Consider the following 24,404-nt stretch of genomic DNA (forward strand, 5'->3'; position numbering starts at 1 on the left):
GGTGCGGATCGCGGACACGTGACGTGGCGGTGGACGGTCGGTGACGACCCGACCGCGTGCCGGCCGACCCCGCCGCTGGCGCCCCGCACCGCCCCGTCAGCGCCCCGCCGGCTCCCGTACGCGGCGGGTCGGACGGACGGTCTCCCCCGCGGTCCGGCTCATGAGCAGCCCCTCGACGCAGGCGACGAGCAGCAGGACCGTGATCACGCCGAAGGCGACCGCGTACGGCGCCGTACCGGCGAGACCCTCCCCGCCGAGGCCCGACGCGGCCCGGAGCACGACGGCGACGACGGCCACCCCGAACCCGGCCGCGGTCTGCTGCAGTGTCGAGGACAGCGTGTTCGCGGCGGTCATGTCCGGCTGCTCCACGTCCGCGAACGCGATGGTGTTGTACGCGGTGAACCCCACCGACCGTGCGGCACCGCTGACGACGAGGAGGACCGCGAGCAGCCAGAACGGCGTCTCCGGCGTGAGGAACACCATCGCCAGGACGGACAGCGCCGCGAGGGCGGAGGACACGACGATGACCGGACGGTACCCCCACCAGCGCAGGAACGGCGTGGTCGCGGGCTTGATGCCGAGGTTGCCGACGAAGACCCAGAGGACGGCGGACCCGGCCTCGAGTGCGGTCCACCCCCAGGCGTCCTGGAAGAGCAGCGGCAGCACGAACGGCACCGCGGACACCGCCAGGCGGAACAGGCTGCCGCCTGCGTGTGAGACACGGAAGGTCTCGAGCCGGAACGCGTCGAGCCCCATGATCGGGTGCGGCGCCCGGCGGAAGTGCCGGATCGCGAGCCAGGTGCATCCCGCACCGACGACGCCGGCGACGACGGCCGGCACGACGGGCACGGTCTCGAGGGCGAGCAACGACGCCATGACGACGAGCGCGCCGAGCCCGAGGCAGGCGAGCACCGACCCGCGCCAGTCGAACGGCACCCGCTCCGGCGCACGCTCCTGCGGGACGAGGACGAGCGCCGCGACGACGGCCACCACCCCGAGCGGGATGTTGACGAGGAAGATCCAGTGCCAGGACAGCGTGTCGACGAGCACCCCGCCGAGGAAGGGCGCGATGATCGGCGCCGCGAGCGCGGGCCACGTCAGGATCGCGATCGCCGTGACGAGCTGGTCGCGACCCGCGCTGCGGAGCACCACGAGCCTCCCGACCGGCACCATCAGCGCACCGCCGAGGCCCTGCAGGATCCGCCACAGCGTCAGCTCGACGAGTCCGGTCGAGGCGGCGCAGAGCGCCGAGGCGAGCGTGAACAGCGCGATCGCGCCCACGAAGACGGTCCGGGACCCGACGCGGTCGGTGATCCACCCGCTGACCGGGATGAACACGGCCAGGGTGACGAGGTAGGCGGTGATCGCGACACCGACGGCGGCGGAGTCGACGCCGAGGTCGCGCCCCATCGCCGGTGCCGCCGTGGCCAGGATCGTCCCGTCCAGGAGCTCCATGAAGAAGGTGCCCGCCACGAGCACGGCGACCGCCGTGCTGCTCGTCCGTCGTGTCGTCGTCGTCATCGCTCCGGATGCTAGTCCGACCGCTGCGTGATCCGTGACGCGAGGTGTCCCCCCTCCCCAGCGAGCGACGACTACCGTGGAGTCGTGCCGTCTGCCCACCCCGACCTCTGCGGACCGCGCGCATGAGCCGCCTGGACGGGGTCCTCACCGGCTCGGTCGCCGCGGGTCGTCGCCGCGTGGTCGACACGGTCGTCAGCCTGCCGGCGTGGTCGGCGGTCCTGCTGCTCTGGACCGTCGGGCGCCTGGTGTCGACGATGTGGCTGATGGTCGTGTACCCACTCGTCTCGCGCGTGCAGCCGGACAATGCCATCTGGGGCAACGACCACGGGTTCACGGCGTTCCTGACGTCGTGGGACGGGCAGTACTACGAGGCGATCTCGCTGCACGGGTACCCCTCGGTCCTGCCGATCGACGCCACCGGACACGTCGCACAGAACGCCTGGGCGTTCCTGCCCGCGTTCCCGTTCACCATCCGGCTCCTCACCGTGTCGACCGGTCTGCCGTTCACCATCGGCGCCCCGACCGTCGCGATCGTCGCCGGCCTCGTCGCGACGTTCCTGCTGCACCGCCTCGTCCAGGAGCACGCCGGTGCGACCGCGGCACTGTGGGCGGTCTTCTTCTTCACGTGCGGTCCGCTGTCGTTCCTGCTGCAGGTCGGGTACGCCGAGACCGCCTTCCTGGCGCTGACCTTCGGGGCGCTGCTGGCGATGGAACGACGGCGGTACGGGCTGCTCACCGTCCTCGGGGTCGTCGCCGCGTTCACCCGTCCCGGTGCGCTCGCCATCCCGCTGACGCTCGGTGTGCTCGCGCTCCTCCGGTACTTCGCGGCGCGGCGGACGGGCGCCCGGTCGCTCGACGGGTTCCCGGTCGCGGAGCGGGTCAAGGTCGTCGTCGCCGGGCTCGTCATGGCGGCGGCGGGATCGGCGTGGCCCGTCATCGCGGCCTGGGCGACCGGTCGTCCGGACGCGTACCTCGCGACCGAGATGTCCTGGTGGGTGAACTTCATCGGCCGGGTGCACTTCGTGCCGCTGTCGCCGTGGTTCCTCACCACCGCGAAGTGGCTCGGCGTCGGCGGCGTGCTCCTCGTCGTGCTCCTGCTCGTCCTCTACCCGCTGTGGTTGTCGCGCCGCTCCACCCGGCAGCTCGGGACCACCACGGTGGTGTTCGCCGCGGGGTACGCGCTGTACGTCTTCGCGGTGTCGCTGCCGATGGCGTCCACGCCCCGGCTGCTCATGCCCCTCGCGCCGCTGATGGGGTCGCCGGAGCTGGTTGCGAAGCCGGGACTGCGGTGGACGCTGGTGGCCGGCGCCCTGGTGCTGCAGCCGGTGTTCGTCGCGCTCCTCTGGCTGCTCGGCCCGCCCTGACGGGACCGTCGCCGGCGCCCGGGCTCGTGTCGGACACGACCCGGGCGGCGACGTGCGTCAGACCTCGAGCGTGCCGTGACTGCCGACGTCCGGCTGGGACTGGTGCCCGATCGCGGCCTTGAGGGTCTGCACGAGGCCCCCGACCGGACCGGCGTCCTGCGTCCAGTACTCGACCGAGACGCCCTGCACCGTGAGCAGCCGGATCGACGGGTCGTCGCGCCCGTCCGGGAACCACGCCTCGGCGAACGGCGACCAGAGTTCGTCGACCACCGCGCGGTCCTCGGTGACGGTCGCCGTGCCGGCGATGGAGAGGTACCCGCCCTGCGACTCGATGGCGACGTTGACGTGCGGGTTCCGGGCGATGTCCTCGACCTTCTCGCTGCCGTCCTGCACGAGGAACCGCAGCGTCCCGTGGAAGGACTTGTCCTGCACGGCGAGGGGTCGGGCGTGCAGCTGGCCGTCCTCGCTGACGGTCGTGAGCAGTGCCGTCCGTGCTCCGTGGACGATGTCGGAGATGGCGGCGCGGTGGTCGGTCTGGGTGTCGGTCATGATGCTCCTTTGCGTCGTGCGCCCCGACTGCCGGCACGAGGCCGGCTCCGTGACGCGAACCGTTCCCTCCAGTCTGCCCCGATCGGCTCGGGATGCGCGAGGGACATCTGCCGGGAGGCCCGTCCCACCCCCGCGACGCCGCTCTGGCCGCGTCGGCGCGGACGGCAGCGGTCAGGCGCGCTCGCGGATGGTCGTCTCGACGTCGACCACCTGCGGGATCCGCGGCAGCGACGCGAAGCCGAACCGCACCGGCGGGTCCAGGGGCGCGAGCTCCCCGAGGGGCTCCCCCGCCCAGGTGCCACGGACACCGACCACGTCGTGCGCCCCGGTGACGCCGTAGTACTCGCGGCGGCCGCCCCCCGCGGTGCCGGCGGTGCCCGCTCCAGGAGCGACGAGCTTCGCGACGGGGTCGATCACGGTGAGCCACCGCGGGTCGCGGGCGATGCGCTTCGGGACGATGCGGAGCACCCGACCGAGCGGGGAGATCGTGCCGACGTCGACCGAGGCGACGAGGGGCCCGGCGTCGAGTTCGAGTCCGCGCGCGGTGCGTCGGGCGCTGATGTCCACGACCGACACCGCGTCGAACCGGTAGGTGCCGGAGACGTAGGCGGCGACGATCTCGTCGGGCGCGAGGAGCACACTCGACCCGTCGGGCAGCTCGACGAACACGTCGGTGAACGCGCCGAACGGGGACGACTCCCACATGCCGACGACGAACCGGACGCCGGAGGTGCTCCCGGCGCCGAGGATCCGTCCGCGGAACCGTCGTTCGGTGGTCTCGTTGCTCGGCGACATGCGGCAGACGGTACGCGGAGCAGCCCGGGAACCGCCGGGCGGACCGGTCAGCCCGTCCGGCGACGGGTCAGCCCGTCCGGTGGTGGATCAGGGGACGGGGACCGGCTCCGCGAGCAGCTCGCGGACGCGCGGCGCGACCCGCGTGCCGTACAGCTCGATCGACCGCATCATGTCCTCGTGCGGCAGGCGACCGGTCGCGTACCGCATGTCGAACCGGGTGACGCCGAGGATGCGCATGTTCCGCGCGATCTTGCGCGCGACGGTCTCCGGCGACCCGACGTACAGGGACCCGCCCGCGGACAGCCCGGCGCGGTATCCAGCCTGGTCGAGGGGCGGCCAGCCACGCTCACGACCGAGCTGGTCGGTGACGGCCTTGTGGAACGGCCAGTAGCGCTCGGCGGCCTCCTCGTCGGTCTCGGCGACGAACCCGGGCGAGTGCATCGCGATCGGCTGCTGCGGGAGCTCGAGCTGGTCGAGCGCCTGGCGGTAGAGCCGGGCGTACGGGGCGAACTGCGCGGGCTGCCCCCCGATGATCGCGAGGAACAGCGGCATGCCGTAGGACGCGGCGCGGATGACCGACTGCGGGGACCCGCCGACGCCGATCCAGGTCGGGATGGGGCCGTGTTCGAGCTTCGGGAAGACGTCCTGCTCGACGAGCGAGGCGCGCTTCGTGCCCTGCCACGTGACGGTGTCGCCGCCACGGAGGGCGCTCCAGAGCTGCAGCTTCTCCTCGAAGAGCACCTCGTAGTCCTGCAGGTCGAAGCCGAACAGCGGGAAGGACTCGGTGAAGGACCCGCGGCCCAGGACGACTTCGGCGCGCCCGTCGGAGATCGCGTCGACGGTGGCGAAGCGCTCGTACACGCGGACCGGGTCGTCGGAGGACAGCACGGTCACGGCGGAACCGAGGCGGATGCGCTCGGTCCGGGCGGCGATCGCTGCGAGGACGACCTCGGGGGCGCTCACGGAGTAGTCGGCGCGGTGGTGCTCGCCGACGCCGATGAAGTCGATGCCCACCTGGTCGGCGAGGACGGCCTCCTCGAGTAGGTTCCGCAGCGTCTGCGCGTGGGTGAGGGGGCTACCGGCAGGACCGTCGGTGACGTCGCCGAACGTGTCGAGGCCGAGCTGCACCGGGCCGACCCGGTCGGGTGCGGGCGGCGGGACGTCCGAGGGTCGGTTCGTGCCGAAGGCGTTGCTCATGGGACCCTCCCGGATCTCGCAGTCGATCAATGCGAACGCATGAAAACTAGCACGATCGCCCGCCGACCGCACCCCCTGCCGCGGGCGAGCCGGGCACAGCGCCGCTGTGTACGGTCCACCCCATGGTGCAGTCCTCGACCCTCCCCGACCAGACCGGCCGACGCATCGTCGTCACCGGGTCCAACAGCGGCACCGGCAAGGAGGCCGCCCGCCGGCTCGCCGGGGCCGGCGCGAGCATCGTGCTCGCGGTCCGCACCCCGTCGAAGGGCGAGGACGCCGCCGCGGAGATCCGTCGTGAGCACCCGGACGCCGACCTCGAGGTCCGGGAGCTCGACCTCGCCGACCTGTCGAGCGTGCACCGCTTCGCCGACGGCGTCATCGCCGACGACCGACCGCTCGACGTCCTCGTCAACAACGCCGGCGTGATGGCCCCGCGGGAGCGCTTCGAGACCGTCGACGGGTTCGAGCTGCAGTTCGGGACCAACTTCCTCGGCCCCTTCGCCCTGACGAACCTGCTCCTGCCGACGCTCCTCCGCGCCGAGGCGCCCCGCGTGACGACCATGTCGAGCATCGCCGCGGTGCCGGGGAAGATCCACTTCGACGACCTGCAGTGGCAGCGCGGCTACCAGCCGTGGCTCGCCTACGCGCAGTCGAAGCTCGCCGACCTGCTCCTCGGGCTGCACCTGCACCAGGTCGCGATCACGCGGGAGTGGGGCCTCAGCTCGACGCTCGCGCACCCCGGCTTCACGCGGACGAACCTGCAGGCGGCGGGCCGCTCCCTCGGCCGCGACCGCCCCGTCCACGCGAGCGACCGGGCGTTCCCCTGGACGCAGGGCGTCGAGCAGGGGTCTGAGCCGCTCCTCTACGCCGCCGTGGGGCCGGGTGCGGTGTCCGGCGCCTACTACGGACCGGCCGGGCCGCTCGGCCTCACCGGGCCGACGACGCTCGCGCCGATCCCGCGCTCGGCACGGGGCGTCGACCTCGCCCGCTCGCTCTGGGCGGTCGCCGAGGACCTCACCGGGACCCGCCTGCCGGACTGACGCCGGTCCGCGGGACCCGGGCCGGGCCTCCCGGCGGACACCGCACCAGTCGCCCCCGCCGGGAGGCCCGTCCTCGGCCCTCCGAGGATGGTCGCCTACGCGTGGTCGTGCGTCAGCGGCCCGTGCAGGACCCCCGGCTGTGCGAGCCGGGTGTGACGCAGCACCGTCCGCTCCGGTCCGACCGCCGCGGCGACGATCGACAGGGTCGCGAAGTGCCCCTCGGGTTCTACCGTGTCCCGCAGGATCGCGTCCGGGTCGTCGGCGGGCAGGACGGTCGAGCCGTCGAGCACGTCGAACCACGGACCCCAGCCGTCCTCGTCGGCAGCCGGCCCCGTGCGGCCCACCTCGTCGGAGGGGTCCCGAGCTGGCGGGCCCGTCGGCGCCGGCGCGGCCCGGAACGCGTCGAGCCACCGGCCGATCCGGGGCGCCGCCGGGTCGTCCGGCTCGCCGTGCGTGACCATGTGCACGCCGGGCCCGAGCACGGTCGTCCGGACGGCCGACCCGTCCCAGGTGACGACCTCGGCCCCGTCGGCCGTCGCGCGCACGAGGTTGAAGGCCCGGCTCGTCGGCGCGGTGCCGGCCGCGCCCGGCAGGACGCCGTCGACCACGGCGTCGAGCGGCAGCGTGCCACGGGTCGTCCAGGACCCGTCGACTCCCGGGGTGTCCTCCCACCGGTTGAGCACGACCGCGAGCCCGGCACGGTCCGACGCGGCCAGCCACGCACCCCCGGCCTGCTGGTCGCGGACGCCCCGGACCCCGGGATCGCGGTCCGGCCACCACGCCGCCGGCGGGTCCCACGGCCGGTCCGGCGACTCGTCACGCAGCGCGAGCATGGTCACGGGCCAGGCCGCGGCGGGATCGACACGGACGACGACGGTGCACATGACGGCGATCCTGCCACCCGGCGTCGGCGTTCCCCGCCACCGCCGGCGCTCCCCAGGGTCGCCGCTCGCACGTTCCCCCGCCGGTCGCCCGAGCGACGGCCGCACGCGTGCGCTCGGCGGGTAGCGTGAGCGCCGTGAACGAGGCAGCCCCGCAGACCGTCCGCCCCCGCACCGTCGTCGTCGGCATCACCGGCGGGATCGCCGCCTACAAGGCCGTCGGCGTCGTCCGCGACCTCGTGAAGCGCGGCCACGACGTGCACATCGTCCCGACCGAGGGCGCGCTGCGGTTCGTCGGGCTGCCGACCCTGGAGGCGCTCAGCCGCAACCCCGTCTCCACGAGCGTCTGGGACGACGTCGCCGAGGTGCGGCACGTCGCACTCGGCCGTCGCGCCGACCTCGTCGTGATCGCCCCCGCCACCGCGGACAGCCTCGCGAAGATGGCCGCGGGCCTGGCCGGCGACCTGCTCGGCACGACCCTGCTCGCGACCGAGGCACCCGTCGTCGTCGCCCCCGCGATGCACCCGCAGATGTGGGACCACCCGGCCACCAGGGCGAACCTCGCGACACTCCGCGCCCGTGGCGTGCACGTCGTCGGTCCCGTCGTCGGCGCCCTGACCGGCGACGACGCCGGCATCGGCCGGATGTCCGAACCGGAGGACATCGTGCGGGCCGCACTCGCCGTGCTCGACGGGACGGACAGCGGGGACGCGCACGGGGGTGCCGACATGGCCGGAGCGGCACCGAGCCTCCACACCGGCGCCCGCGGCGAGCAGGGCGACCTGGCCGGCGTCCGCGTGGTGGTCAGCGCGGGCGGGACCCGCGAACCGCTCGACCCGGTGCGGTTCGTCGGCAACCGGTCGAGCGGCCGGCAGGGCATCGCGCTCGCCGCGGAGGCCGCGCGCCGGGGCGCGGACGTGACCCTCGTCGCCGCGAACACCGACCCCGGGCTCACCGCGGACCTGCCCGTCGAGGTCGTGCGCGTCGGGTCGGCGCAGGAGCTCGCCGCTGCCGTGCACGCCGCCGCGCCCGCAGCCGACGTCGTCGTGATGACCGCGGCGGTCGCCGACTACCGGCCGGCCGAGGTGCTCGAGTCGAAGCTCAAGAAGGAGCAGCAGGGCGACCGGATGACGCTCGAACTCGTGAAGAACCCGGACGTCCTGGCCGAACTCGTCGCCGCCCGGCGGGTCGGGCAGGTCATCGTGGGGTTCGCCGCCGAGACCGAACCCGACCGCGAGGCGCGCATCGAGCTCGGGCGCGCGAAGATCGCCCGGAAGCCGGCCGACCTGCTCGTCGTCAACCACGTCGGCTGGTCGCACGGCTTCGAGCGCGAGGAGAACGCGATCGAGGTCCTGGTGCCCGGCGGCGAGGTCGTCCGCGAGACCTCCGGTTCGAAAGCCGACGTCGCCACGGCCGTCCTCGACCTGGTCGCGACCGCGCTGGCCTGAGTGGTGCCGCCGTCCGGGGCACGCGCGCCCTCCCGACCCGCGATGCCGACCCCGGACCGACCTGGGCGTGCGCCGGGGCACGACGGGCACGATGGAGCGATGCGACGGCGGACCAGACGTGCACGACGTGCGACGAGGACCGCCGGTGTCCTCGCCCTCATCCTCGGCGGTGCGGGCGTGACGCACTTCCTCCGGCCCCGCGGGTACGACCGCATCGTGCCGGACGCCCTCCCGCCACGGACGACCACCCTCGCGTCCGGCGTCGCCGAGCTCGGCATCGCCGCCGGGCTCCTCGTCCCGGCGACCCGACGCGGTGCCGGGTGGGCCGCTGCGGCGCTCTTCCTCGCCGTCTTCCCCGCGAACCTCAAGATGGCCGGGGACCTGCTCGACAGCCCCCGGTCCAGCCGGACCGCACGCCTGGTCGCCGTCCTCCGTCTGCCCCTGCAGGCCCCGCTCGTCGCGTGGGCCGTGCGGGTGGCCCGACACGCCCCACGCCGATGAGCGAGGCCGCGCCCACGCCGGCGCCGGGACGGGGTGCACCGCGGTCCCGGGCCTCCGTCGCGTTGCTGCACCGACCGGTCACGGTCCACGCCTGGGACGACATCGTGTTCGCGCACTGGCGCTGCGAACCCGAGACGCTCGCACGGCTGGTCCCGCGCGGCACCCGTCCGGACGTCGTCGACGGCAGCGCTTGGGTCGGGCTCGTCGCCCACGTGTTCCGTGAGACGCAGGTCCCACCGTTCCCGCCGTCCACCCGCCTCGGCAGGATGACCGAGGTCACGATCGAGGTCCTCACGGTCGACGACGCCGGCCGCCGCGGGATCGCGTACCTGACCGTGGACACGCCGAACGTCCCCGCCATCGTCGCCGCCCACGCGCTGCTCGGCGTGCCGTACACGTTCGCCTGGGCACGCTCCCGTCGCCGCGGCGAGACCGTCGGCCACCGGTCCGTCCGGCACCCCGGGCGCGTGCGGCACCCGATCCGTGCGGTCCGCCTGGCCCGCGCGGCCCGCCGGACGCCAGGCCCGTCCACCGTCCGGCACGCCGCCTCGGTGCGCGCCGTCGCCGGCGACATCGACCACTCACCGCTGGCCGCCGAGCTGACCACCCGTGCCGGCATCCACGCACGGCTGCTCGCGCAGACCCTGTTCTGGCAGCGCCAGCACCCGCCGCTCACCGTGCGGTCCGCCCGACTCGAACGGCTCGAGGGCGACCTGCCCGACGCGGTCGGCCTGCCGGGCCTGTTCGACCGGGCTCCCGACTCCGTGCTCGTCGTCGACGGCACCACCGTCCGCTACGCCTGGGGGGACGTCGTCCGATGAGCACCGTGCACGACGGGTCGGACGGCGACGACCCGTTCGACCTCGCCCGCTTCGTGACGGCCCAACACGGCGTGCACGAGACCGCGCTCGCCGAGCTCCGGTCCGGGCGGAAGCGGTCGCACTGGATGTGGTTCGTGTTCCCGCAGGTCGCCGGCCTCGGTCGGAGCTCGACCGCCCGCCACTACGCGGTGACCGGCCTGCCGGAAGCCCGGGCGGTCCTCGCACACCCGGTGCTCGGACCGCGACTGCTCGACGCCGCGGCCGCGGCCGCCGACGCGCCGGCGGACTCGGCCGAGGACCTGTTCGGCGGCATCGACGCCGTGAAGGCCCGGTCGTCGATGACCCTGTTCGCCCGTGCCGCCGACGACCCGGCACCGTTCCGGGCCGTCCTGGAGCGGTGGTTCGACGGCCACGAGGACCCCGCGACGCTGCGCCTGCTCGACCTGGCCTGACCACATCCTGCCGGTAGCACATCAGGTACGGTGAGGAGGCCCCCGCCCCCGCCCCCGCCCCCGCCCCCGCCCCCGATCCGGAAGGTCCTCGCATGCCGGTCCCCAGCACCGCCCCGACCGAGCACAAGCTGCTCCGCGACACCGTCCGGCAGAAGATCCACGAGGCGATCATGGACGGGACCCTCGAGCCCGGGGAGCGCCTGAACGACGAGGAGCTCATCGCCTGGCTCGGCGTCTCCCGGACCCCCATCCGCGAGGCCCTCAGCCAGCTCGCCCGGGCAGGGCTCATCGAGATGGCACCGAACCGGTACACCCGCGTGACGACCCCGGACCCGGCGCAGGTCGTCGAGGCCATGCAGACGCTCGGCGTGCTGTTCGGCGGCGTCGTCCGGCTGGCCGTGCCGCGTCTGTCGGTGGCCGCGCGGAAGCGGATCCTGTCGGCGCTCGACACGACCGTCACCGAGCTCGAGGCACACGACGTCCCGGCGGTGAACCGTGGCGCCCTCGGGGTCTTCGCGCTGTACGTCGACGAGTGCGGCAACGCGGACCTGCAGCGTGTCTGCCGCGACACGATGGACGGCCTGGCCTTCCGGCTGCGGTTGCCGGACCTCGACCGGCTCGTCGACTGGGACCGGATGACCGAGGACTTCCGGCGGCTCCGGACGGCCACGGCCGACGGGGACAACGTCGCCGCGGAGCTCGCCACCGAGGCCATCCACCTCCTCCCGGGCGAGAAGCGCTGACCCCGTCGCCGTTGATTCCCTGAACGTCCACACAGGATCGGGGCGGGCCGACCGGGAGCAGGGCCTGGCCTCGTCACCGGACACGGTCCCGCCGATCCCGGCCGTCACGCTCGTGTCCCCCGATCTGCACCGCCCCGGCGACCGCTACGATCGTGCTCACCACCCGACCGATCCCCGCGGAGCAGCCATGACCGACCTCGACCCGGACCGCACCGAGGTCGCCGCACGTCTCGCCGCGGCGGTCGGTCGGATCAACCGGCGGGCGCGCACCGACTCCGCGTCACTCGGCTACGGCATCGTGTCGGCACTCGCCTCCGTCGTGCAGCACGGTCCCCTCCGCCCCGGCGACCTGTCGCGGATCGAGGTCGTCACCAAGCCGACGATGACCCGCATCCTGACCGAGCTCGAGCAGCGCGGCTTCATCGAGCGCGACGCCGATCCGCGTGACGGCCGGGCCTTCATGGTGAGCGCGACACCCGCTGGCGTGGACGCCGTCGACGCGGCCCGTTCGGAGCGCACCGGCATCGTCGCCGGCCTCATCGCGGAACTGTCCCCCGACGACGTCGACGCGATCGCCCGCGCCCTCGACGCACTGGAGCGCGTCGCCCAGAGTCCGACCGCCCGGGCGGCCGGGTCCTCCTGACCGCTCGCGCCTCGTTACCGAACCGTTACCGGGCCTCCGGCCGGTCTCCGGTGCGCAGGTGCTGACGACACGTCCAGGATCACGGGTCATCGTGGCGGCTTCGCCCCGCGGGTGACCTGAGCGTCACCGCGCCGCGGCGGAACGGACGGGCCCCACACCACCGTCCGCTCCTCCCCCGGCTCGCGGGTCCACGCGACGACGCGGACGGCAGGGTCTCCCACCCCTGTCGTCTCCCCGGTGCGCCCGACCGTCCCCGACGCTCGGCCGCACCGGTGTCCGGCGTGCGCCCCACCCGCGCACCCGTCCGGACAGCCGTCCACCGAGGACCCGCACCACGAGCCGGCCGACCCCCGGAAACCATGACGCGAACCACTCCCCGCACCGGTGCCCCGGCACCCGGCACCCGCCGCGCCGCCCTCGACACCCCCTCCCGTCGCATGCGTCGGACCCTGCGCAAGCACGGCGTCCTCCTCGCCGGCGGGGCCGCGGTCGTCGCGATCGCCGGCGGCGCCCTCACCGTGACGCAGCCCGCGCTCGGCGACGCGCTCGGCGTGCCCAGCGCCTCCGCGACCCCCGGCCTGAGCGGCACCGACCTCGGCCGGGCCCAGGCCGCAGCGACGGTCGCGACCGCCCGCACCGTCGTGCAGGACGCCAACGACGAGACCGACACCGCCGAGCTCGAGCAGCACATCGCATCGCTGGCGGACATCCGTTCGCTGTCCGGCTCGGCGCTGACCGAACGCATCGCCGCGACCGTCGACACCACGCAGGAGGTCGCTCAGGCGAGCGCGGACCAGGACGCGCAGGACGCCGCCGACCGGCAGGCGGCAGCGCAGCGGGCTGCCGACCGGGCGGCCGCGGCGGAGGCAGCCGCCGCTCGTGCCGCGGCGGAACGGGCCGCCGCCGAAGCGCACGCTCGCGCGAACACCCCCGCCGGGGCGAAGACCGCGGCGGCGTCGATGGCGGCGTCCGAGTACGGCTGGGGCGCAGACCAGTTCCAGTGCCTCGACAGCCTGTGGACGAAGGAGTCCGGCTGGGACTACCAGGCCGTCAACCCGGACGGCGGCGCGACCGGCATCCCGCAGGCGCTCCCCGGCTCGAAGATGGCCTCGGTCGCCGCCGACTGGCAGACGAACGCCAGCACCCAGATCACCTGGGGCCTGCGCTACATCGACGCCTCCTACGGCACCCCGTGCAGCGCGTGGTCGCACTCGCAGGCGGTCAACTGGTACTGAGCCGGGCAACCCGCTGCCGCGACCGCCCGACGTCCCGGGCCGACCAGGTGGTGAGCGAGCGACGTGACGGGCCGGTGTCGGGCCTCCCGTCCGGCGCAGCCCGGGCCGAGGACGACCGTCAGCCGATGCGCGCGACCCGCACGTCGATGCGGGTCGGTGTCCGACCCGCGGCGGACGCGGCCGCGAGCGCGGCGTCGTGGACGGCATGTGCGACGGCGGGGGCCGGCGCGCTCCCGTCCGTCCCGATGACCAGGTGGAGCACCGGACCGTCGACGCCGACGCGCGCACCGGCCGGGCCCGCACCGGCAACGCCGGGGGCGAGGCGCCGGACGGCCGCGACGGCGCTGCCGATGGTCGGCCGCGGCCGGTAGAGGTCGGTGACGCCGGGGACGGCGAGCACGGCGGCCTCGACCGCCAGGAGCGTCTCCGCGGTCCAGGGTGTGGCGGTCTCGTCGGTGACGTCGCCGCCGGTGGTGGTCTGGTCGGTCATCGCGAGGTCTCCTCGTCCGTGGTCCGCTCGTCCGTGGTCCCCTCGTCCGTCGTCCGGGGTGTGATGAGGTCACGGACGACGACGTCCACCGCGACCACGGTCAGGTCGGTCTGCGTGGCGAGTGCCTCCTCGACGGCCAGCCGCACGGCGTCCGCGGTCGGGACGAGCCGGTTGCCGGCGACCACGGCGATCTCCACCGAGACCCGCACGGGTGCCGCGAGCGCCGTCACGTCACCGTCGAGCAGACAGCGGGAGACGACCACGTCGGGGACCTCGTCGCCGGCACGACGGACGAGTGACCGGACGGCGCCCTCGGTCAGGACCGGGCGCTCGGTCGGGGCCGCGGCGCGCAGCGGGATGTCCCGTCCGGCGCGGACCTCGAGCGAGATGTTCGCCAGGACGCCGCCGATCCAGGACTCGTCGGCGGGCGGCTCGGCCTCGGCCGCCTGGTCGAGCGACGCGAGCGAGGCGTGTCGCACCCGCAGGATGGCGGCGAGGGCGTTCTGGCACGCGGGGCTGTCGTCGATGGTGGGGTCCGCCGGCTGCATCCCGGCGTCGAGGTAGTCGGAGAGCTCGTCGATCGTGTGCCCGTCCAGGTCCTCGGGCTCGAGGGTCGCGAGGCCGGGCTCGTCCGGCACGGGCGCGCCGTCCGGTCCGGGCGCACCGTCCGGTCCGGACGCGGCGGTCGGTTCGGGTGCGGCGGTCATCGCCATCCCTCCATGAGTCGGATCATGTTCTTCCGGGCGCGGGACAGGATCCCGCGGACGGTCGACGTCGGCAGGCCGAGCTCCTCGGCGATGTCCTCGTAGCGGTACTCGAGGACCTCCTTCATCACCCAGCACCGGCGTTGGTCGACGGGCAGTGCGCTGAGAGCGCGGTCGACGGCGTCCTCGCGGGAGTGCGCCTCGGCGACCCGCTCGGGGGCCGCGTCGGACGGTGCAGCGACCTCGAGTTCGGTGACGTCGTCGTGGTCCCGGCGCGACCGGATGCGGTCCAGGCACTTCCGGCTGAGGATGCGCATCAGCCAGGCCTTGACCCGCCGGCGGTCCTCGAGCCCGTCGAGTCGGTTCCAGGCGGTGATGAAGGTCTCCTGGACCACGTCGTCGAGCTCGTCCGTCGACCCGAGCGTGCGTCGCGCGTAGGCCCGGAGCAGCGGCGTGTGTCGTCGGATGAGGACCTCGAACGCCCGGACGTCACCGTCGGTGGCACGGTCGGCGAGCACCTCGTCGTCGAGGTCGACGAAATCCGTCCGGTGTTGCTGCGGCTGCACGGTCCCCTTCTACTGGGAGCGGTTGCGAACGGCCCGCGTGTCGGCGGACCGGAGCGCTCGGACGCCGATGAGACGGACGCCGGCGCCGGATCGTCACACCGGATCCGGCGTGCCCGATGCGCACGGGTGCGCGCCCGGGCCGACGTACGGCAGGCTGTCCCCATGTCCGTCGTCACCGCCGTCTGCCGCGTCGACCAGCTGCTCCGGGACTCCGGCACGATCGGCATCACCGCGATCGACAAGCGACCGGTGCCGGGTCCGGTCCGCGTCCGTCCCCTCGGCCTGCACGCCGACGTGCAGGCGGACCGGAAGCACCACGGCGGTGAGGACCAGGCCGTCTACGTGTACGCCGACGAGGACGCCGCGTACTTCGCCGAACAGCTCGACAGGCCGATCCCGCCCGGGCTCTTCGGCGAGAACCTGCGCACCTCCGGCATCGACGTCACCGGCCTCGTCATCGGCGAGCGGTGGCGGATCGGCGAGGTCCTGGAACTCGAGGCGACGATCCCGCGGACCCCGTGCGGCACCTTCGCCCGGCGGATGGGGGTCGACAAGTGGGTCAAGCGCTTCGCGGAGGAGGGCCGCCCCGGTGCGTACTTCCGCGTCAAGCGCTCCGGCCCCGTGGCCGCGGGCGACACCGTGACGGTGCTGGCGCGCCCCGAGCACGGCGTCACGATCGGGCAGATGTTCGCCGGACTCAGCGCGGACCAGGCAGCTGCGGTGCTCGCCTCGGGTGACGGGCTCGCTCCGAAGGTCGTCCGGGAGGCCCAGCTCGCGCTCCGGCGCGCCGCCGTCTGACCGGGGACGGCCGGGTCAGGGCTGCTGAGCACCGCGGGTCGGGTCGAGTGGACGACGGGCACGGGGCAGGCCTGCGACGACGAGGTCCCACGCGTTCGCGACGAGGTCCTCGACGAACGCCTCGTCGAGTCCGGGTCCCGGGGAGAGCGTGATCCAGTGGCGCTTGTCCATGTGCCAGCCCGGCGTGACCTCGGCGAGGTCCCGCACCAGCGCGGCACCGTGCGGCGGCGCGCACTTGAGGGTGACGATCGCGACGCCGCGGAGTTCGGTCGTCATCACGAACATCTTCTCGACGACCTTGTAGACGTCCGTGCCCTCGCCGAAGGGCTGCGTCTCGGTCACTGCCGGGAGGGCCATCGCCGTCCGTGCGGCGACCGACTGCAGGGTGCTGCCGTCCATGCACCCATGATGACGGGGACCACGGACACCGACGGGACGGAACGGGTCGCGGTGTCGAGGCCGGGTCGGTGCATGCCTCGATCGGGGGGTGAAGATGCCTCATCGATTCGCAGTACCCTCGTCCTGCCTGCGTACCCGACGCCGGTCATCGCTCCGGAGGAACCGCCATGAAGACCACCCGCACCCTCGGCGTCACCGCCCTCGCGCTCGCGCTCACCGTCGGCGGCGTCGTCGGCACCGCGACCAGCGCCTCCGCGGCCCCGAAGACCTACGCGAACTGCACCGCCGTCCACAAGGTGTACTCGGGCGGCATCGCGAAGAAGTCGGTCACGAAGAACAAGGTGACCTCCGCCGGGAAGACGTCGTACCGCGCGCTCAAGGGCACCGTGAAGAAGGACGACGCGCTCTACAACGCGAACAAGAAGATGGACCGCGACGCCGACGGGATCGCCTGCGAGAAGAGCTGACCGCTCCGACGCGCACCGGTGCAGGCCGGGCGGGACGGTTCAGAGTTCCGGCACGCCCTCGTGACCGGAACGTGGCCGGGCCGTCCCGGCGACGCCGGTGACGACGGAGCCGGGCGGCACGTCCTTCGTGACGACCGTGCCGGCTCCGACGACCGAGTCGTCGCCGACCGTGATCCCGCCGATGACGGCGGAGCCCGCCCCCAGGACGACCCGGTCGCCCACCGTCGGGTGGCGCTTGGAACCCGGCCCCGGGCCTCCGCCCCGACCCCCGAGCGTCACGCCGTGGAAGACGAGGACGTCGTCACCGATCACGGCCGTCTCCCCGATCACCACGCCGATGCCGTGGTCGATGAAGAACCGCCGTCCGATCCGTGCACCCGGGTGGATCTCGATCCCCGTCAGGGTCCGGGTGGCCTGCGCCAGGATGCGCGCCACCGTGCGGGAGCCGGGCAGGCCGCGCGCGTGCCACAGCCGGTGCGCGACGCGGTGCGACCAGACGGCGTGCAGGCCCGAGTAGACGATCGCGTTCTCGAGGTCCCCGCGGGCGGCGGGGTCACCGCGGCGTGCTGCTGCGAGGTCCTCCCGGACCGTCCGCAGCACGCCGCGGCGTGGAGCCGTCGTCACGCAGAGAGCCCCTCGAAGAGCACCGTCGACAGGTAGCGCTCCCCCGTGTCGCAGACGATCGCGACGACGCGCTTGCCGGCGTTCTCCGGCCGCGCCGCGACCTGCAGGGCTGCGTGGATGATGGCGCCCGACGAGATGCCGGACAGGATGCCCTCCTCCGTCGCCAACGCGCGCGCGACCCGCAGCGCGTCGTCGAGCTCGACGTCGATGACCTCGTCGATCACCGAACGGTCGAGGACCTCGGGGACGAAGTTCGCCCCGATGCCGGCGATCTTGTGCGGACCGGCCGTGCCCTTGGTCAGGAGGGGCGAGTCGGCCGGTTCGACGGCGATGACCTGCACGCCGGGGACCCGCTCCTTGAGGACCTGCCCGACACCGGTGATGGTGCCGCCGGTCCCGACGCCTGCGACGAACACGTCGACGTGCTCCTCGGTGTCGCGGAGGATTTCCTGCGCGGTGGTCCTGCGGTGGATCGCCGCGTTCGCCGTCGTCTCGAACTGGTGCGCGAGGATCGCGCCCGGGGTCTCGTCGACGATCTGACCGGCGCGGGCGACGGCGCCCTTCATGCCCTCGGAGCCCGGCGTCAGCACGATCTCGGCACCGTACGCGCGCATCACGGCCCGACGCTCGACGCTCATGGTCTCGGGCATCGTGATGATGACCTTGTACCCGCGGGCCGCACCGACGAGGGCGAGGGCGATGCCGGTGTTGCCCGACGAACCCTCAACGATCGTGCCGCCGGGCTTCAGCTCGCCGGACTCCTCGGCGGCGTCGATGATCGCGACACCCAGACGGTCCTTGACGCTCGCACCGGGGTTGTAGAACTCGAGCTTGGCGAGGACCTCGGCCCCACCCTCCTGCGGCAGACGGTTCAGCCGCACGAGCGGGGTGTTGCCGAAGGCCTGGGTGATGTCGTCGTAGATGGTGCCGCTCATCGGTTCCGTCCTCACGTCGGTTGCCGCAGCCCCTCCCGTGGAGGCGCGGTGCGCTCGCGATCCTAGCGACCGCACCCAGGGCGGCCCTGTTCCGTGACGGCACGCTGCGCGGAGCGGTGCCGAGCGTACCGACGACCCGCGCCTCCCGTCCGTCAGCGCGGAGCGACCGCGAGGTGCGCCGTCCGCGCGAAGCGCTCGTCCGTGGCCTCGAGTACCCGCAGGACGTTGCCGCCGGCGAGTGCCCGGAGGTCCGCGTCGCCCCAACCGCGGCGGCGCAACTCCTCGGCCAGCACCGGGTACCGGGACACGTCTCGCAGGTCCGGCGGCAGCACCGGGGTGCCGTCGTAGTCGCCACCGAGCCCGATGTGCGCGGCTCCTGCCACGTCCCGAGCGTGCTCGACGTGGTCGGCGACGTCCGCCACGGTCACGTGCGGCGGCTCCCCGACCGATCCGCTCTCCTCCCAGTCCGCCCACGCCCGCGAGACGAACGCCGGCACGAACGTCACCATGACCACGCCGCCGTTGTCCGCGAGACGGGCGAGCACGTCGTCGGGGACGTTCCGTGGGTGGTCGGCGACCGCGACGGTCGACGAGTGGCTGAACACGACCGGTCGTGTGGCGACGTCGAGGGCGTCCCGCATCGTGGTCGGCGCGGTGTGCGACAGGTCGACGAGCATGCCGATGCGTTCCATCTCGGCGACGACCTCTCGTCCGCGATCGGTCAGTCCGTCGTGCGCCCGCGCTCCCGTGGCCGAGTCAGCCCACGGAGTGTCCTCGGTGTGCGTCAGGGTCATGTAGCGGACGCCGAGCCGGGCGAAGTCGCGGAGGACCGCGAGGTCGTCCCCGATGGAGTGGCCGCCCTCCGCGCCGAGGAGCGAGGCGATGCGGCCGGACGTGACGGCAGCCCGGACCTCGTCAGCCGTGCGGACGAGGGCCAGGTCGTCCGGGTACCGGTCCACCATGCGGTGCACGAGGTCGATCTGCTGGAGGGTCGTGCGGACCGGGTCCGGCTCCTCGACGGGTACGTAGACCGACCAGAACTGGCCCACGACCCCACCGGCGCGGAGCTTCGGCAGGTCGGTGTGGAGGGAGTCGGTCTCGGAGTCGATGCCGTCCAGACCGGACGCGTGCGTGTCGCGGCGTTCCCACGGCAGGTCGTTGTGTCCGTCGATGACGGGGAAGGCGAGGGCGTCGAGGTCCATCCCCCGACCGTAGCGCCAGGTCGGCGGCGAGCCAGCGGTGGGTCAGAGGCTGCCGGTGAGGGCCTGCAGGCCGAGGCTGGACAGGGACACCACGACCCACAGGGCGCCGCCGAGCAGCAGCGGGCGGAACCCGGCCCGGCGGAACCCGGCCAGGTCGGTGGAGAGCCCGATCGCGCTGAGTGCGACGGTGATGAGGAACGCGGCGACCGCGGCGATCACCGGGTGCGCCGGACCGGGGACGAGACCGGTGGAGTTCACCGCGGCGGCCAGCACGAAGCCGATGAGGAACCAGGGCACGAGGCGGGTCACCCGACGCGGCGACCAGCGCGGCGGCGTGGTCATCGGGGCCGCCGCGGGGTCCGAACGACGCCCGACGAACCAGGCCAACCCGAGCACGACCGGGATGATCATCAGGGTGCGGACGAGCTTCACGACGACCGCGGAGTCCGCAGCGCCCGCCCCGTAGGTGCTCGCCGCGGCGACGACCGACGAGGTGTCGTTCACCGCGGTTCCCGCGAACAGACCGAACGCGTGCTGGCTCATCCCGAGCGCGTGCCCCACCACGGGGAAGACGACGACCGCGGCCACGTTGAACAGGAAGATCGTCGACACGGCGTACGCCACCTCGATCGACACCGCGCCGATCACCGGGGCCACCGCGGCGATCGCGGAGGCGCCGCAGATCCCCGTCCCGACCCCGATCAGCGTCCGCAGGTTGCCGACGACGCCCAGCGCGCGACCGATGCCCCACGCTGCGAGCAGGCAGACGACGAGGGTGCCGAGCATCACCGGCAACGACGCCACCCCGACGCGCGCGACCTGCAGCAGGGACAGCTGGGCGCCGAGGAGCACCACCGAGCACTGCAGGACGGTCTTGCTCGCGGTCGAGATGCCCGGCCGGAACACCGCGCCCGGACGACGGATCGTCCCGATGACGGCCCCGATGAGGACGCCGCTGACCGGAGCGCCGACGACGGGCAGGAAGCGCCCGATCACGGTGGCGACCACGGCGATGCCGGTGGCGAGTGCGAGTCCGGGCAGGAGCCTCCCGGCTCGGTCCAGCGGGCGCACGGCGGCTTCGGTCACGTGACCATCCTGCCGCCCGTACGGCAGGATCGTCGCGTGAGCGCTGTCTTCCGGATCGTGACCGACCTGCCGGTGCCGCCGGAGCGCGCCTTCGCGCTCTCGCTCGACATCGGCGCGCACCTGCGGTCGATGGCCGCGAGCGGGGAGCAGGCGGTCGCCGGACGGACGAGCGGCGTGATCGGGCTCGGTGAGTCAGTCACGTGGCGCGCGCGTCACCTCGGCATCGTCTGGCGGATGACGAACGAGGTCACCGTCCTGGAGGCGCCGCACCGGTTCGTCGACGAACAGGTGCGTGGGCCGTTCGCCCGGTTCCGGCACGAGCACCGGTTCGAGCGCACGGCGGACGGGACCCGGATGGTGGACGAGATCGCGTTCCGTGCCCCCTTCGGGCCGCTCGGGACGATCGCCGAGGGGCTCGTGCTGCGCCGGTACCTCCGGGCGCTCATCGTCGAGCGGAACCGCTCCCTCGTGGCGGAGCTCCGAGCCGGACGGGAGTCCCGGCAGACGCAGGAGCCGCGGGAGGCACAGGAGCGCGGCCCTCAGGACCCGGCGAGTTCGCCGAGCGTGTCGTAGGCGTCCGCGACGGCTTCGACCCGCGTCCGTCCGGCTGGTCCGGACGCTTCGTAGACGTCGTTCGTGATCGCCGCGACCACGGCGAACAGGGCCGCCATGGAGTCGAAGGCCGACGGCGAGTCGACCGGGCACAGGACCGCGGTGGCCGCCGGTGCCGCGATGAGCGCCGCGGTCGGGTCGCCGAGGACGACGACGTCGGCGCCCGTCCCGACGCAGTGCCGCACCACGCGGTCGACCCCGGCCGCGTGCCGTCGCACGGTGACGATGAACACGAGGTCCCGGCGGTCGAGGTCCGCGACCTCTTCGCCGAGACGTTGCCCCGGCGAGGGGCCGATGCGGACGTCCGGACGGACCTGCGCGAGCTGCGCGCGCAGTTGCAGGGCGATCGGGTACGCACCGCGCTCGCCGACCACCAGGACCCGGCGGGCGCGCATCACCCGGCGGGCGAGCCGGGGACGATCGGCCCGGGCGAGCGAGGCGAAGGCGACGTCGAGGTTCCGCGCCTCCACCGCGCGCTGGTCCACGTGGGCGGCGTCCTCGGCGGCCCAGGGCAACCCGGTGCCGCGGGCGGACATCAGGTTCTGCCGGACCTCGGCGGCGTCCTGGAAGCCCAGGGACCGGACGAGCCGCGAGACCGTCGCCTTCGAGGTCCCGGACTCCGCGGCGAGTTGCGCCGAGGTACCGACGAGCAGCAGTTCCGGGTCGTGTCGGATCATCGCGGCGACCCGGCGCTCCGCGGGCGAGAGGCGCTCCCACACCCGGTCGATCCGCCCGCGGACGTCCGGGACCGTCACGCGTCTGCTCCGTCGGCGAGGAGGTGCTCGTCAGCGAGCCGTTCGACCGCCGTGGCGAGCGCGTCGAGGCCGAGGGCGACGTCCGCCGCGGAGACGAACTCGTCCGGGTGGTGGCTGATGCCGTCCGGGTTGCGGAGGAACAGCATCGCGACGTCGGTGACGAGGCCGAGGGACATCGCGTCGTGTCCGGCACGCGAGAACAGTTCGAGCGGTGCGGGTTCGCCGGTCGCGACGATGCCGGCCCGGACGGCGTGCATGAGTCGCGGCGCGCAGAACACCGCGGGGGCACGGTGCACCTCGGTCGGTGTCACGTCGACCCCGCGGCGCTCCCCGATCTCGCGGAAGGCGTCGGCGACGGCGTCCCACACGCGGTCCCGTCCCTCGTCGAACTGGCCGCGCAGGTCGACCGCGAAGGTCGCGAGGCCCGGGACGACGTTGACGGCTCCGGGTTCCACCGTCATGGTGCCGACGGTGCCGATGTGCTGCTCGGCACGGCAGATCCGTTCGACGGCGAGTGCTGCCTCGGCGGCGGCGAGCAGTGCGTCGTGGCGTCGATCGTAGGGCGTCCCGCCGGCGTGCCGGGCCTCCCCGACGGCCTGCACCGTGAAGCGCCGGGCACTCGCGATGCTCGTCACGACGCCGAGCGCCTGGTCGGCCTGCTCCAGGTACGGTCCCTGCTCGATGTGCGCCTCGAGGTACCCGACGAGGGACGCCGGTGCGACCGCGGCCTCGGCGATCCGGCCGGGGTCGAGGCCGAACGACTCGAAGGCGGACCGGAGGGTGGTGCCGTGCGTGTCCTGCAGGTCCCACCACGACTCGTCCCAGACGCCGGCGACCGCGGAGGACCCGAGCAGCGCCTTGCCGAACCGGGTGCCTTCCTCGTCGGAGAACGCGATCACCTCGAGGGCGAACGGCAGCGCCCCGTGGTCCTGGACCAGGCGGGCGACGACCTCGACGGCCATGAGGACCCCGACGACGCCGTCGTAGCGACCGGCGTCCACGACGGTGTCCAGGTGGGAGCCGAGCAGGAGCACCGGGGCGTCCGGCGTCGCCCCCGCGGCGCATCCGTGCAGGTTGCCGGCGGCGTCCTGCCAGGTGCGCAGCCCGGCGTCCCGCATCCAGGCCCCGACGGTCTCGTTCGCCCGGGCGTGCTCGGGCGACAGGTACACGCGGGTGATCCGCCCGGGCGTCTCGGTGACGTCCGCGAGCTCGTCACAGCGGGCGACGATGGTGTCCGCCGCGGCCCGCGCTCGATCGCTCGCCAGCGGCACCTGCACGACGGCGCTCACGCGGGCGCTCCGGCGGGGACGAACGTCGCTGCGTCCGGGATCGGGGGCACGGCCGCCGGTGCGCTGTCGGTCGCCGCCGCGTACACGTCGAGGGCGGCGTCGACGCCGCCGCCCTGCGGGACGGCCGCCCCGCCGCGCCGCAGGCACTGTTCGAGGGCGGCGAGCGTCGTCACGACGGTGTCCTTCCGGGCGTTGTAGCCCATCGTCCCGATCCGCCAGACGCGCCCGTGCAGGGGTCCGAACGAGGTGCCGATCTCGATGCCGTGGTCCTCGAGCATCGCGGCGCGGACGGCGTCCCCGCGGACCGTGTCCGGGATCTCCACCGCGACGACGTTGTGCATCTTGTGGCCGACGTCACCGAAGACCGTCAGGCCGAGTCCGCGGACGCCCTCGAGCATCGCCCGCCCGGCGAGCGCGTGCCGTTCGACGACGGCGTCGCGGCCTTCCTCGAGCAGGATGCGGGCGCACTCGTTCGCGGCGTAGAGCATCGACGCCGCCTCAGTGTGGTGGTTGAGGCGCCGGGGTCCCCAGTAGTCGAGGATCATCGCGAGGTCGAGGTAGTTCGACCGGATCGGGTCGTCGGAGACGTCGTCGCCGGGCTCGCGGATGCCGGCCTCGATGCTCCGACGGACGTCCAGCACGGCGACCGCGGCCGGGGAGAGGGACAGCGGCGCGCTGCCGGAGGGACCGCCGAGGCACTTCTGCAGGCCCGCGCTGACCGCGTCGATGCCCCACGCGTCCACCTCGAGCGGGTTGCCGCCGACCGAGGCCGTGACGTCGGTGTAGAAGAGCACGCCGTACCGGGCACAGATCGCGCCGAGTTCGTCGAGCGGCTGGTTCATCGTCGTCGAGGTGTCGCCCTGCACGATCGCCAGCACCTTCGGACGGACACGGGCGATCGCGTCCTCGATGACCGAGGTCGGGAACACCTGCCCCCACTCGGTCTCGATCGTGTGCACGGTGGCACCGGCTCGTCCGGCGATCTCGGCGAGCAGGTGCCCGAACCGTCCGAACACCGGCACGAGCACCGCGTCGCCCGGGGCGAGGAGGGAGACGAGGGCGGCTTCGATGCCGGCGCGCGAGGTGCCGTCGACCAGGACGGTGGCGTCGTTCCGCGTGCCGAGGACCTGCCGGTACAGCTCCTGCGTCCGGTTCATGGTCTCGGTCATCCACGGGTCGTACTGGCCGACGAGCGGTGTGGACAGGGCGCGGAGCACGCGGGGGTCGGCGGTGATCGGCCCGGGCCCCATGAGGAGCCGTGTCGGCGGGTTGACGGGATGCATGTTC

Annotated in this window: 28 protein-coding genes; 12 read left to right on the forward strand and 16 right to left on the reverse strand. The window is 73.8% G+C overall.

The features are described 5' to 3' along the window. Positions 1 to 96 precede the first annotated feature (96 nt). Positions 97 to 1,521, reverse strand: coding sequence for an MFS transporter (locus DEJ34_RS11255; protein WP_110911478.1), 1,425 nt, complete (start codon positions 1,519 to 1,521; stop codon positions 97 to 99). Positions 1,522 to 1,643: 122 nt separating this feature from the next. Between DEJ34_RS11255 and DEJ34_RS11260 the strand changes: the two genes are divergently transcribed. Next, positions 1,644 to 2,885, forward strand: a complete 1,242-nt coding sequence (locus DEJ34_RS11260; protein WP_110824696.1) for a putative hexosyltransferase — start codon at positions 1,644 to 1,646, stop codon at positions 2,883 to 2,885. A 57-nt stretch (positions 2,886 to 2,942) separates the two neighbouring features. Here DEJ34_RS11260 and DEJ34_RS11265 read toward each other — a convergent pair whose 3' ends face one another. From DEJ34_RS11265 to DEJ34_RS11275, 3 genes are all read right to left on the reverse strand, one after another. Next, positions 2,943 to 3,434 carry a pyridoxamine 5'-phosphate oxidase family protein gene (locus DEJ34_RS11265; protein WP_110901589.1) on the reverse strand — a complete coding sequence of 164 codons (492 nt, stop codon included), beginning with the start codon at positions 3,432 to 3,434 and terminating at the stop codon, positions 2,943 to 2,945. A 171-nt stretch (positions 3,435 to 3,605) separates the two neighbouring features. Further along, a complete protein-coding gene (locus DEJ34_RS11270; protein WP_110824698.1) occupies positions 3,606 to 4,229 on the reverse strand; it encodes a hypothetical protein in 624 nt (207 codons plus the stop codon). Between the two features lie 87 nt (positions 4,230 to 4,316). Further along, complete coding sequence (locus tag DEJ34_RS11275) at positions 4,317 to 5,426, reverse strand: LLM class flavin-dependent oxidoreductase (RefSeq protein WP_110911477.1); 1,110 nt, start codon at positions 5,424 to 5,426, stop codon at positions 4,317 to 4,319. 122 nt (positions 5,427 to 5,548) lie between these two features. Between DEJ34_RS11275 and DEJ34_RS11280 the strand changes: the two genes are divergently transcribed. Then, positions 5,549 to 6,466 carry an SDR family oxidoreductase gene (locus DEJ34_RS11280; protein WP_110911476.1) on the forward strand — a complete coding sequence of 306 codons (918 nt, stop codon included), beginning with the start codon at positions 5,549 to 5,551 and terminating at the stop codon, positions 6,464 to 6,466. A 95-nt stretch (positions 6,467 to 6,561) separates the two neighbouring features. On the opposite strand, the gene DEJ34_RS11285 is transcribed toward DEJ34_RS11280, so the two are convergent. Beyond that, on the reverse strand, positions 6,562 to 7,350 hold the full coding sequence (locus DEJ34_RS11285) for an NRDE family protein (protein WP_110824701.1): 789 nt from the start codon (positions 7,348 to 7,350) through the stop codon (positions 6,562 to 6,564). 134 nt (positions 7,351 to 7,484) lie between these two features. Here DEJ34_RS11285 and DEJ34_RS11290 point away from each other — a divergent pair, with 134 nt between their 5' ends. The 7 genes from DEJ34_RS11290 to DEJ34_RS11320 all read left to right on the forward strand — a co-directional run bounded on the left by DEJ34_RS11290 (position 7,485) and on the right by DEJ34_RS11320 (position 13,190). Continuing rightward, positions 7,485 to 8,795 carry a bifunctional phosphopantothenoylcysteine decarboxylase/phosphopantothenate synthase gene (locus DEJ34_RS11290; RefSeq protein WP_110911513.1) on the forward strand — a complete coding sequence of 437 codons (1,311 nt, stop codon included), beginning with the start codon at positions 7,485 to 7,487 and terminating at the stop codon, positions 8,793 to 8,795. Positions 8,796 to 8,894: 99 nt separating this feature from the next. Beyond that, positions 8,895 to 9,296, forward strand: coding sequence for a DoxX family protein (locus DEJ34_RS11295; RefSeq protein WP_110890076.1), 402 nt, complete (start codon positions 8,895 to 8,897; stop codon positions 9,294 to 9,296). Further along, a complete protein-coding gene (locus tag DEJ34_RS11300; protein ID WP_110911475.1) occupies positions 9,293 to 10,117 on the forward strand; it encodes a DUF2071 domain-containing protein in 825 nt (274 codons plus the stop codon). The genes DEJ34_RS11295 and DEJ34_RS11300 overlap by 4 nt, the downstream gene beginning before the upstream one ends. Further along, a complete protein-coding gene (locus DEJ34_RS11305) occupies positions 10,114 to 10,569 on the forward strand; it encodes a DUF1810 domain-containing protein (protein WP_110911474.1) in 456 nt (151 codons plus the stop codon). Before DEJ34_RS11300 ends, DEJ34_RS11305 begins: the two co-directional genes overlap by 4 nt. 92 nt (positions 10,570 to 10,661) lie before the next feature. After that, positions 10,662 to 11,312, forward strand: coding sequence for a GntR family transcriptional regulator (locus DEJ34_RS11310; RefSeq protein WP_110824705.1), 651 nt, complete (start codon positions 10,662 to 10,664; stop codon positions 11,310 to 11,312). Positions 11,313 to 11,499: 187 nt separating this feature from the next. Beyond that, positions 11,500 to 11,955, forward strand: coding sequence for a MarR family winged helix-turn-helix transcriptional regulator (locus tag DEJ34_RS11315; RefSeq protein WP_110911955.1), 456 nt, complete (start codon positions 11,500 to 11,502; stop codon positions 11,953 to 11,955). Between the two features lie 359 nt (positions 11,956 to 12,314). Beyond that, the gene (locus DEJ34_RS11320; RefSeq protein ID WP_258368412.1) at positions 12,315 to 13,190 is read left to right on the forward strand and encodes an aggregation-promoting factor C-terminal-like domain-containing protein; all 876 of its coding nucleotides are present in this window, start codon (positions 12,315 to 12,317) and stop codon (positions 13,188 to 13,190) included. A 118-nt stretch (positions 13,191 to 13,308) separates the two neighbouring features. On the opposite strand, the gene DEJ34_RS11325 is transcribed toward DEJ34_RS11320, so the two are convergent. Genes DEJ34_RS11325 through DEJ34_RS11335 form a run of 3 tightly spaced genes read right to left on the reverse strand, consistent with a single transcriptional unit; the run spans position 13,309 to position 14,950 of the window. After that, on the reverse strand, positions 13,309 to 13,680 hold the full coding sequence (locus tag DEJ34_RS11325) for a hypothetical protein (RefSeq protein WP_110911957.1): 372 nt from the start codon (positions 13,678 to 13,680) through the stop codon (positions 13,309 to 13,311). Then, positions 13,677 to 14,387, reverse strand: a complete 711-nt coding sequence (locus tag DEJ34_RS11330) for a hypothetical protein (RefSeq protein WP_146236955.1) — start codon at positions 14,385 to 14,387, stop codon at positions 13,677 to 13,679. Before DEJ34_RS11330 ends, DEJ34_RS11325 begins: the two co-directional genes overlap by 4 nt. After that, complete coding sequence (locus DEJ34_RS11335) at positions 14,384 to 14,950, reverse strand: RNA polymerase sigma factor (RefSeq protein ID WP_110911959.1); 567 nt, start codon at positions 14,948 to 14,950, stop codon at positions 14,384 to 14,386. Before DEJ34_RS11335 ends, DEJ34_RS11330 begins: the two co-directional genes overlap by 4 nt. A gap of 162 nt (positions 14,951 to 15,112) precedes the next feature. On the opposite strand from DEJ34_RS11335, the gene DEJ34_RS11340 reads away from it, so the two are divergent. Then, entirely contained in the window at positions 15,113 to 15,748 is a 636-nt protein-coding gene (locus DEJ34_RS11340; RefSeq protein ID WP_110911960.1) for an MOSC domain-containing protein, read from the forward strand. A 15-nt stretch (positions 15,749 to 15,763) separates the two neighbouring features. Here the strand turns inward: DEJ34_RS11340 and DEJ34_RS11345 are convergent, their stop codons facing one another. Then, the gene (locus DEJ34_RS11345; RefSeq protein ID WP_110824711.1) at positions 15,764 to 16,147 is read right to left on the reverse strand and encodes an MmcQ/YjbR family DNA-binding protein; all 384 of its coding nucleotides are present in this window, start codon (positions 16,145 to 16,147) and stop codon (positions 15,764 to 15,766) included. 167 nt (positions 16,148 to 16,314) lie between these two features. Here DEJ34_RS11345 and DEJ34_RS11350 point away from each other — a divergent pair, with 167 nt between their 5' ends. Then, positions 16,315 to 16,614 carry an excalibur calcium-binding domain-containing protein gene (locus tag DEJ34_RS11350; RefSeq protein WP_110824712.1) on the forward strand — a complete coding sequence of 100 codons (300 nt, stop codon included), beginning with the start codon at positions 16,315 to 16,317 and terminating at the stop codon, positions 16,612 to 16,614. Between the two features lie 39 nt (positions 16,615 to 16,653). Here the strand turns inward: DEJ34_RS11350 and epsC are convergent, their stop codons facing one another. From epsC to DEJ34_RS11370, 4 genes are all read right to left on the reverse strand, one after another. Next, a complete protein-coding gene (epsC, locus tag DEJ34_RS11355; protein ID WP_258368414.1) occupies positions 16,654 to 17,238 on the reverse strand; it encodes a serine O-acetyltransferase EpsC in 585 nt (194 codons plus the stop codon). Then, positions 17,235 to 18,173 (reverse strand): cysteine synthase A, encoded by a 939-nt coding sequence (cysK, locus tag DEJ34_RS11360; protein WP_110911961.1) that lies wholly within the window; start codon positions 18,171 to 18,173, stop codon positions 17,235 to 17,237. Before cysK ends, epsC begins: the two co-directional genes overlap by 4 nt. A gap of 152 nt (positions 18,174 to 18,325) precedes the next feature. Beyond that, entirely contained in the window at positions 18,326 to 19,375 is a 1,050-nt protein-coding gene (locus DEJ34_RS11365; RefSeq protein WP_110911962.1) for a dipeptidase, read from the reverse strand. Between the two features lie 42 nt (positions 19,376 to 19,417). Then, positions 19,418 to 20,461, reverse strand: coding sequence for a YeiH family protein (locus DEJ34_RS11370; RefSeq protein WP_110911963.1), 1,044 nt, complete (start codon positions 20,459 to 20,461; stop codon positions 19,418 to 19,420). A gap of 36 nt (positions 20,462 to 20,497) precedes the next feature. Between DEJ34_RS11370 and DEJ34_RS11375 the strand changes: the two genes are divergently transcribed. Continuing rightward, positions 20,498 to 21,034, forward strand: coding sequence for an SRPBCC family protein (locus tag DEJ34_RS11375; protein WP_110890088.1), 537 nt, complete (start codon positions 20,498 to 20,500; stop codon positions 21,032 to 21,034). On the opposite strand, the gene DEJ34_RS11380 is transcribed toward DEJ34_RS11375, so the two are convergent. From DEJ34_RS11380 to DEJ34_RS11390, 3 genes are read right to left on the reverse strand one after another with little or no spacing between them, the layout of a single operon-like run. After that, positions 21,001 to 21,828, reverse strand: coding sequence for a MurR/RpiR family transcriptional regulator (locus tag DEJ34_RS11380; protein WP_110911964.1), 828 nt, complete (start codon positions 21,826 to 21,828; stop codon positions 21,001 to 21,003). The genes DEJ34_RS11375 and DEJ34_RS11380 overlap by 34 nt on opposite strands. Continuing rightward, on the reverse strand, positions 21,825 to 23,117 hold the full coding sequence (locus tag DEJ34_RS11385) for an allantoate amidohydrolase (protein ID WP_110911965.1): 1,293 nt from the start codon (positions 23,115 to 23,117) through the stop codon (positions 21,825 to 21,827). Before DEJ34_RS11385 ends, DEJ34_RS11380 begins: the two co-directional genes overlap by 4 nt. Then, entirely contained in the window at positions 23,114 to 24,400 is a 1,287-nt protein-coding gene (locus DEJ34_RS11390) for a pyridoxal-phosphate-dependent aminotransferase family protein (RefSeq protein ID WP_110911966.1), read from the reverse strand. Before DEJ34_RS11390 ends, DEJ34_RS11385 begins: the two co-directional genes overlap by 4 nt. Between the last annotated feature and the right edge of the window lie 4 nt (positions 24,401 to 24,404).

Source organism: Curtobacterium sp. MCPF17_050 (genome assembly GCF_003224435.2).
In the GTDB taxonomy this organism is placed as follows: domain Bacteria; phylum Actinomycetota; class Actinomycetes; order Actinomycetales; family Microbacteriaceae; genus Curtobacterium.

Coding starts and splice junctions, on each gene's coding strand:
- DEJ34_RS11270 (WP_110824698.1), bottom strand. CDS start 4,229: ATGTCGCCGAGCAACGAGACCACCGAACGACGGTTCCGCGGACGGATC.
- DEJ34_RS11365 (WP_110911962.1), bottom strand. CDS start 19,375: ATGGACCTCGACGCCCTCGCCTTCCCCGTCATCGACGGACACAACGAC.
- DEJ34_RS11310 (WP_110824705.1), top strand. CDS start 10,662: ATGCCGGTCCCCAGCACCGCCCCGACCGAGCACAAGCTGCTCCGCGAC.
- DEJ34_RS11285 (WP_110824701.1), bottom strand. CDS start 7,350: ATGTGCACCGTCGTCGTCCGTGTCGATCCCGCCGCGGCCTGGCCCGTG.
- DEJ34_RS11390 (WP_110911966.1), bottom strand. CDS start 24,400: ATGCATCCCGTCAACCCGCCGACACGGCTCCTCATGGGGCCCGGGCCG.
- DEJ34_RS11315 (WP_110911955.1), top strand. CDS start 11,500: ATGACCGACCTCGACCCGGACCGCACCGAGGTCGCCGCACGTCTCGCC.
- DEJ34_RS11350 (WP_110824712.1), top strand. CDS start 16,315: ATGAAGACCACCCGCACCCTCGGCGTCACCGCCCTCGCGCTCGCGCTC.
- cysK (WP_110911961.1), bottom strand. CDS start 18,173: ATGAGCGGCACCATCTACGACGACATCACCCAGGCCTTCGGCAACACC.
- DEJ34_RS11340 (WP_110911960.1), top strand. CDS start 15,113: ATGTCCGTCGTCACCGCCGTCTGCCGCGTCGACCAGCTGCTCCGGGAC.
- DEJ34_RS11325 (WP_110911957.1), bottom strand. CDS start 13,680: ATGACCGACCAGACCACCACCGGCGGCGACGTCACCGACGAGACCGCC.
- DEJ34_RS11300 (WP_110911475.1), top strand. CDS start 9,293: ATGAGCGAGGCCGCGCCCACGCCGGCGCCGGGACGGGGTGCACCGCGG.
- DEJ34_RS11330 (WP_146236955.1), bottom strand. CDS start 14,387: ATGACCGCCGCACCCGAACCGACCGCCGCGTCCGGACCGGACGGTGCG.
- DEJ34_RS11295 (WP_110890076.1), top strand. CDS start 8,895: ATGCGACGGCGGACCAGACGTGCACGACGTGCGACGAGGACCGCCGGT.
- DEJ34_RS11265 (WP_110901589.1), bottom strand. CDS start 3,434: ATGACCGACACCCAGACCGACCACCGCGCCGCCATCTCCGACATCGTC.
- DEJ34_RS11280 (WP_110911476.1), top strand. CDS start 5,549: ATGGTGCAGTCCTCGACCCTCCCCGACCAGACCGGCCGACGCATCGTC.
- DEJ34_RS11345 (WP_110824711.1), bottom strand. CDS start 16,147: ATGGACGGCAGCACCCTGCAGTCGGTCGCCGCACGGACGGCGATGGCC.
- DEJ34_RS11320 (WP_258368412.1), top strand. CDS start 12,315: ATGACGCGAACCACTCCCCGCACCGGTGCCCCGGCACCCGGCACCCGC.
- DEJ34_RS11255 (WP_110911478.1), bottom strand. CDS start 1,521: ATGACGACGACGACACGACGGACGAGCAGCACGGCGGTCGCCGTGCTC.
- DEJ34_RS11275 (WP_110911477.1), bottom strand. CDS start 5,426: ATGAGCAACGCCTTCGGCACGAACCGACCCTCGGACGTCCCGCCGCCC.
- DEJ34_RS11305 (WP_110911474.1), top strand. CDS start 10,114: ATGAGCACCGTGCACGACGGGTCGGACGGCGACGACCCGTTCGACCTC.
- DEJ34_RS11260 (WP_110824696.1), top strand. CDS start 1,644: ATGAGCCGCCTGGACGGGGTCCTCACCGGCTCGGTCGCCGCGGGTCGT.